At 57.4% G+C, this 6,703-nt stretch carries 7 protein-coding genes, 1 tRNA gene and 1 pseudogene; 7 read left to right on the top strand and 2 right to left on the bottom strand.

Translation table 11 applies throughout. The features are described 5' to 3' along the window. The first annotated feature begins 320 nt into the window (after positions 1-320). The 3 genes and pseudogenes from J4E08_RS18975 to J4E08_RS18965 all read left to right on the top strand — a co-directional run bounded on the left by J4E08_RS18975 (position 321) and on the right by J4E08_RS18965 (position 1,926). Entirely contained in the window at positions 321-719 is a 399-nt protein-coding gene (locus J4E08_RS18975; protein ID WP_349539821.1) for a ribonuclease E inhibitor RraB, read from the top strand. Positions 720-762: 43 nt separating this feature from the next. Then, entirely contained in the window at positions 763-930 is a 168-nt protein-coding gene (locus J4E08_RS18970) for a hypothetical protein (protein ID WP_349539820.1), read from the top strand. 23 nt (positions 931-953) lie between these two features. After that, positions 954-1,926 (top strand): annotated as a pseudogene (locus J4E08_RS18965) (IS5 family transposase). Here the strand turns inward: J4E08_RS18965 and J4E08_RS18960 are convergent. Continuing rightward, on the bottom strand, positions 1,907-3,127 hold the full coding sequence (locus J4E08_RS18960) for a site-specific integrase (RefSeq protein WP_349539819.1): 1,221 nt from the start codon (positions 3,125-3,127) through the stop codon (positions 1,907-1,909). The pseudogene J4E08_RS18965 and the gene J4E08_RS18960 sit on opposite strands and share 20 nt — an antisense overlap. A 568-nt stretch (positions 3,128-3,695) precedes the next feature. Then, positions 3,696-3,785 (bottom strand) — tRNA-Ser (locus tag J4E08_RS18955). Positions 3,786-3,941: 156 nt separating this feature from the next. Here J4E08_RS18955 and J4E08_RS18950 point away from each other — a divergent pair. The 4 genes from J4E08_RS18950 (at position 3,942) to J4E08_RS18935 (ending at position 6,585) form a co-directional block, all read left to right on the top strand. Continuing rightward, complete coding sequence (locus J4E08_RS18950) at positions 3,942-4,778, top strand: DUF2059 domain-containing protein (RefSeq protein WP_349539818.1); 837 nt, start codon at positions 3,942-3,944, stop codon at positions 4,776-4,778. A 252-nt stretch (positions 4,779-5,030) separates the two neighbouring features. Then, positions 5,031-5,594 carry a 50S ribosomal protein L21 gene (locus tag J4E08_RS18945; RefSeq protein WP_183968783.1) on the top strand — a complete coding sequence of 188 codons (564 nt, stop codon included), beginning with the start codon at positions 5,031-5,033 and terminating at the stop codon, positions 5,592-5,594. A gap of 25 nt (positions 5,595-5,619) precedes the next feature. Further along, complete coding sequence (rpmA, locus tag J4E08_RS18940) at positions 5,620-5,889, top strand: 50S ribosomal protein L27 (protein WP_183968784.1); 270 nt, start codon at positions 5,620-5,622, stop codon at positions 5,887-5,889. A 156-nt stretch (positions 5,890-6,045) separates the two neighbouring features. Next, entirely contained in the window at positions 6,046-6,585 is a 540-nt protein-coding gene (locus J4E08_RS18935; RefSeq protein WP_183968785.1) for a GNAT family N-acetyltransferase, read from the top strand. Positions 6,586-6,703 lie beyond the last annotated feature (118 nt).

Raw genomic sequence — 6,703 nt, 5'->3', positions numbered from 1 at the left:
TCCAGGTGCGTGTCGCTGTGCTTAACCGCTACACCGCTCTTGGCATGCCTGTCACAGAGCCCGTGGGGTAACTCCGTCCGGGGAAGGGGGAAGTTCGGCCAGACTTCGATTTGTGCAACAAAGCCCAACAAAGCCCGTCAGACTTGAAAACACCCACCAAAACGGGCAAGCTCCCTCTATCGCCAAGCTACTTAACAAATATCAGATAAAACATGGGAATGACACGGACAAAAATGACATAGACTGGTCGTCAGCTGAAAACGGCCGGGAAGCTTTCAAGGACGAGGATGATAGGATCCAAGCTGACGGTGGAGTGGAAAATGAAAATAACCACAACCAGCGCACCTCACCCGTACGCAAATACAACAAGGAAGACTAAGTTGCGGACAAAAAATGAAGTTTTTGCCGAAAACGAAGCTATTCTAAAGCGACTCACCTTGGATGGCGTAGAAATGTCAAACAAGAAGGATTTCGATTTTCGAGTAGCTTTGCCCTCTAGAGAAGACTGTGTCCGGGTCCGGGAGAAGTTCCAAGCAAATTTCGCGACATTGAACAAAGGAGCGATGTTCGTTTACATTAAGGAACCAGACGGAATGCAGCTCTCCTTCTCTATTAAAATGCTGCCGCAGGCTGAGATTATTACCGAGATCGAAACTGAGTTAGCTTTGGCAGCCCATGATTTTGAAGGCGTCGAAGTTACATGGGAATTTCAAGAGTAGTGAAGCCCTAACAGGCTGCTGAAAAACTCAACATCCGAAACGCATGTTGTCGCGCGCCCAGCCCGATACTCGGAATAGAACCCGCCCCATTGAGCTTATTCCGCTTCAAGAGATCTTGGCCGAGCCGATGATCGAGTTCTTGGTGAAGCACGAAGTTGGCAATTTTGTGGGCTTTGTTGCACAAAACGCCTTGAGTGGATTCATCTCGTGAATCCAGCAAGATAGCTGGAGGCCATGAGCAGTTGGGCCCCTACGAAGTATAAAACCAAGAACTGGTCTACTTACAATGAAGCGTTGAAGCGTCGCGGATTGCCTTCAATCTGGTTTGATCCTGAGATGACGTGGACCCCGCGGCAAGCGGCAAGCGCGGGCGACGGTGCCAGTTCAGCGACGCTGCCATCCAGACTTTCTTGACGATAAAGGTGTTGTTTGGCCTGCAGCTTCGGCAGACGACAGGCTTTGTTGAGAGCTTGTTGAAGTCGGTCGGTTTAGATTGGGCGGCGCCTGATTTCAGCACCGTGTGCCGTCTTCAAAAGGCATTGAACGTGAGTTTGCCCTATCGTAGGGGAAACGGCCCGCTGAACCTTTTGACCCCCTCCCGGGACATCACCGCGTGATGCCCTGCCGGGCGGTGGATAGCACCGGCATCAAGGCCGAGGGTGAAGGCGAGTGGAACGCGCGCAAGCATGGCGGCCCCAAACGCCGGATTTGGCGCAAGATACATATCGGGATCGACGAGGAAACCCTGGAGGTTCGGGCTGTCGAGGTCACGACCAGCAATGTCGGAGACGCGCCCATGCTGCCGGAACTGCTGGGCCAAATCCCGTTGGATCAGGAGATTGGATCGGTGACCGGAGACGGGGCCTACGATACGCGCAAGTGCCACGACGCGATTGCCGCCCGAGGCGCTCACGCAGTCATTCCGCCGCGCAAGAACGCCAAGCCGTGGAAACCGACAAGCCCCGGGGCCATTGCCAGAAACGAAGCCGTGAACGCATCAAGATACTTGGGGCGCGCCCTATGGCGACGATGGAGCGGATACCACCGCCGAAGCCGCGTCGAAACGAAGATGCATTGTGTGAAGCTGTTGGGGCAGAGCCTCATGGCGAGGGACTTCGACAGGCAGGTCGCAGAAATCCAAGTCCGCATCGCCGTCCTTAACCGCTACACCGCTCTTGGCATACCCGTCACAGGGGCCGTAGGATAAATCCGTTCGGGGAAAGGGGATGTCCGCCCCTCAGGCCATTTGTGCAACAAAGCCCGCGAAGGCCCAGCGCATCCACCTCATGTATCCATTCGCAGAACTCCTCTTGAAAGGCCTCGGTGCGTGGAAACCAACGCGCCACGTAACTCTTCCCGTTTTTTGCCCGCATGACGGTGCCGTCTTGCCGGGCTGTCCTGGCCAGCGGATCGATGTGTTTGCGCCGCAACGTGATCAGCGCATCCTCGCGCAGCCCTGTGACAAAAGTCGCGGCGAAAATCGCGCGATCTCGCCGGCCCTTAAGAGTAGAGGACCGCATTGCCGCAAGCGCGCGCTCGGCTTGTTCAAGCGTCGGGTAAGGTTTTGCAGGTTTCTCGTCGGCTTTGGCGCGGAAACCCTTAGGCAAATCGAGCCAGCCGTCCAGCTTGGCCAGATGGCGGTGGCCGGGCTGCTTTGCAAGCCACTGGAAAAAGGAGGCCACATGCGAGGCGCGATGGGCCAGTGTGCTGCGGCTTAGCCCTCCTTCCTCTTTGGACATACGGCTCCGCTCCATAAGCGCATCTCGGTAGGAAGCAGCGTCATCAGTGGTGATTTGTGCAAAAACCTTACCGTTAAGGTGGTTCTCAAAGTCGCGGATCGCAGCCAAATGCGCGGCCTGGGTCTGTTTGGCGAAGCGACCTGCCCAGCCCTGCCATTGATGCAGGACCCGGTCATTCTGGCTGTGATTTTCCAAGACGTTAGGCGCTGCGTTCCCAATATCACCGTAAACAGGCCCATATATTTCGTCTCGAGTGTCCTCGGTCGTGTTGGGAACCGCCCGATTCCGGAGCATGTCGCACTCCGTCTCAGACAGGATTTTTTGCACGGTAGCGGCGCAATCGGGACAAGCCGCATTGGCCAAGATGGCCCCCTTAGGCGTGGACGCGAACGACATTAATTCCGGGTCCGGAAAGCTTGCGGCCTTGCACGCGAAGCATTTGAATTCGCAGGGCCTAAGGTGGGTTCGGTTGCGCATTCGACGTTCGCGCTGAAACCTGTTCAGTTCCGCACCGCGAAAAAGCAGAGGGGTCTTTGCGTCGCCGGCAATCAGGCCGTGCTTGAGCCAGTTGCTGACGGTATTTTGGGAGACGTTGTAAAGCTTCATTACCTCTTCGACCGAATACACGAAACAGGCGCTTGCTGCATTCGGCTTGTACCGGCGGCTCATTTGCGGCCCCCTTCCGCACGCAAGCCTGCTTCGAAGGCAAGAAGATCCTGAAGGCGCCAGCGTGTGACGCCCTGAGACAGCTTGATCGGCGCAGGAAACCCGTTGTTGGGATCGTTCGACCAGCGCCAAACCGTTGGTCGGGAGATAGAAAAGCGTTTTCCGACATCGCGGTCAGTCAGATACTGAGGCGCGTCGGCCCGTGCCGGGTGCAGTGGCACTTTGGTTGAATGGGAAACAGGCGCGGCGTTGTTTGACCGCTTGGGTGTATTTTGCTCGGGGACTTTGCCCGAGGCCACCACCGGAGTGTCAGAAAACAGGTCTTTTTGATTTGGATGATCGCACGACATGCGCCAGCCCTCCCACGTTTTGGGATTGAAGGTGCAGCACATCATGCGCTGTTATGGAATGGACCCACCTGACATCAGGTGAGCACCTGTGAGTAAGCATGGGTCTGATTGCAGCCGCATGCAAGCGATAATTCTGAGAAAATCAAATGTGGGGCTGGATGTGGGGCCAGCTTATCGCTTACCTCTATTGCTCAACGAAAACAAACCCTTAAGTGTTTGTTTGGCGGAGAGACAGGGATTCGAACCCTGGGACCCCGTGAAGGGTCAACGGTTTTCGAGACCGCCCCGTTCGACCACTCCGGCACCTCTCCGCGGTCTGGGTAGGGGGCGTTTAGACAATACGGTTCGCGGGCGCAACCGTGATTTTGACAGTTTTTCGCCAATGTTCACGACAGGCACCGCTGTGAACTTGTTGCCGCCTCCGCAGCAAGCTACCTCTGGTGCGAAGCAAACCGACAGAGGATCCCATGGCATCATTGACCCCCATCGCCTGCGTGCTGCGCCGCCTCGTGGTGATAGGCCTGCTTTTTATGACCTGCCTCGGACCTGCGCGGGCTGAGCCGGTAGATGATCTTTTGGACGCGCTGCAGATCGACGCGATGCTTGGTATCATGCGGGAAGAGGGGATAGCTTACGGTCGCGACCTCGGAAATGACATGTTCATGGATGGTTCGAACCCACGCTGGCAAGAGCTTCTGGCCGAGATCTATGATCCCGAAAAGATGCAGATCATCATGCGCCGCTATTTCGATGACATGCTCGATCAGGCGGACATGAAGCCTCTCGTTGCCTTCTTCGACTCGGAAACCGGGGCGGAGATCGTAGAGCTCGAGCTGAGCGCACGGCGCGCCATGATCGATGATGGGGTCGAAGAGGCGGCGCGGAGTGCCTACCAGTCCGCGGATACTGAAAGCGCTCGACTGCAGCAGATCACGCAGTTCATCGAAACCAATGACCTTCTGGAGGCGAATGTGGCAGGCGCGCTCAATGCCTCCTTCAAGTTTTACAGTGGTCTCGTGGACGGTGGCGGCCTGGAGATGAGTGAAGGCGAAATTCTCTCGGATGTTTGGGCGCAAGAGGCGGAGACCCGCGCTGACACGCGCGAATGGTTGTATGGCTTCCTGATGCTGGCGTATGAACCGCTGTCCGACGATACGCTCGACGAGTACATCGAGATCTCCGGCACGCCGGAAGGTCGAGTTTTGAACCGCGCGCTCTTTGCCGGGTTCAACGCGATGTACGATGAGATCAGCTATGCCCTGGGGTTGGCAGCGGCGCGTCAGATGCAGTCGCAGGAGCTATAAAACCCAGCCTGCATGCTGCGTGTGCAGGCTTGACAGGGCAGGGAGGCTGGCGTAACAGCAGCCTACCATTGGACGGGGCTCAGGCCCCGCCTTTTGTTTTTTACACCCGCCCCAAGTGGGCAACTCACATCACGTCTTGAGAAGAGACGCGCCGTTCGAGGCAGGGATATCCGTCCCGCTCAACACCTGACACATCCGGATCAACCGGGGTATTCAGGGGCCACAGAACGCGGCAAAGAAAAGGATACGCGTATGTTCGCGGTGATGAAAACCGGCGGCAAGCAGTACAAAGTTCAGGCAGGGGATATCCTCCGCGTGGAGAAGCTTGCGGCTGATGCGGGCGAAACCGTCCAGTTCAACGAAATCCTCATGATCGGTGGCGATTCTGTGACCGTTGGTGCGCCCCTCGTGGCTGGCGCCGGTGTTCAGGCAGAAGTCGTTGACCAGATCAAAGGCGAAAAAGTCATTCACTTCGTCAAGCGTCGCCGTAAGCACAGCTCGCAGCGTACCAAAGGTCACCGTCAAAAGCTGACCCTCGTCAAGATCACAGAGATCCTGGCCGAAGGCGCTGACAAATCCGGCGTAAAGGCCGCTGCTGGCGCAGGTTCTGTCCCGAAAGCGTCTTCGCGTTCCGCAGCGCCTGCCGCCGCAGGCGACGATCTGACGAAGATCACCGGTGTCGGCCCTGCCGCTGCCAAGAAACTGAACGAAGCCGGCATCAACACCTACGCCGACCTCGCTGCTGTGAACCCCGACACGTTCGAGGCCACAAAGGTGAAGGCGGAGTGGGTCGAGCAGGCAAAAGAGCTGGCGTAAGCCGCTGTTATAAGGAGAGAGACACATGGCACATAAAAAGGCAGGCGGTTCCTCCCGCAACGGTCGCGACTCCGCTGGACGCCGTCTTGGCGTCAAGCTGTACGGCGGTCAGGCAGCCATTCCTGGCAACATCATCGTCCGCCAGCGCGGCACGAAGTTTTGGCCGGGTGAGGGCGTTGGCATGGGCAAGGATCACACGATCTTCGCCACTGTTCAGGGCGCGGTGACCTTCAACAAAGGTTTGAAGGGTCGCACGTTTATTTCGGTGATGCCAAAGGCCGAGGCTGCGGAGTAAGCCGTTCTTCACGTCTGAAGACATACAGACAGGGGATCGGCCAGCCGGCCGGTCCCCTTTGCCGTTGTTGGCCGATGGGGAGTGCGGCCACAGATCGGACGGAAACGTTCGTCACCCAATCCCTTCGATGCGAGGGGCGCACGGAGGAGAGTGCAGATGGGCCTTGATACAACAATGACGCAGCCAACGGTGGAAACCGAACGGTTTGACCTGCGCCCTGTACGCCGCGCCGATATGGGGTTGTGGGAAATGTACGCGTCCGATGCTCGCGTTGCGACCATGACGCCGACGATACCGCACCCGCTGCCACCCGGCACGGCAGAAAACTTTGTCACACTGGCGATGTCTACAGACCGCGAAATAGATTTCTGGACCATGGACGGCACGAAGTCCGGCAATTCAGAGTTCATGGGTGTGATCAAGCTGCTCCGGATGGACCGGAACCAGTCCGAAGTGCGCTATTGGGTGGCTCCGCCGTTCTGGAACACCGGTTTGGCGTCGGAGGCGGTGCGTGCCTTGGTAGACGCGAATCCGATGTCCAACGAAACCATGTTCGCATCGGTGTTTCAGGACAACCCGGCTTCCGCCAAGGTTCTTGTGAACTGCGGCTTCGAATACATAGGCGATGCAGAGAGCTTCTCGATCGCGCGCAATGCCACGGTCCCCACCTGGACCTATCTCAACAAGCTGACCTGATCCGCGCTTCGGTTCGGGCACCAATCATTCGCGGACTTCGACCGGCAGGCACAGCGCGGTGTCCTTTGTGATAGCGGTCTGCTGACGTAGGCGGGGATAGTGTCCCCGACCAACGCAG

This window comes from Sagittula sp. NFXS13, from assembly GCF_040148795.1.
Lineage (GTDB): Bacteria > Pseudomonadota > Alphaproteobacteria > Rhodobacterales > Rhodobacteraceae > Sagittula > Sagittula marina.
This window is presented reverse-complemented; position numbering and strand designations above follow the sequence as displayed.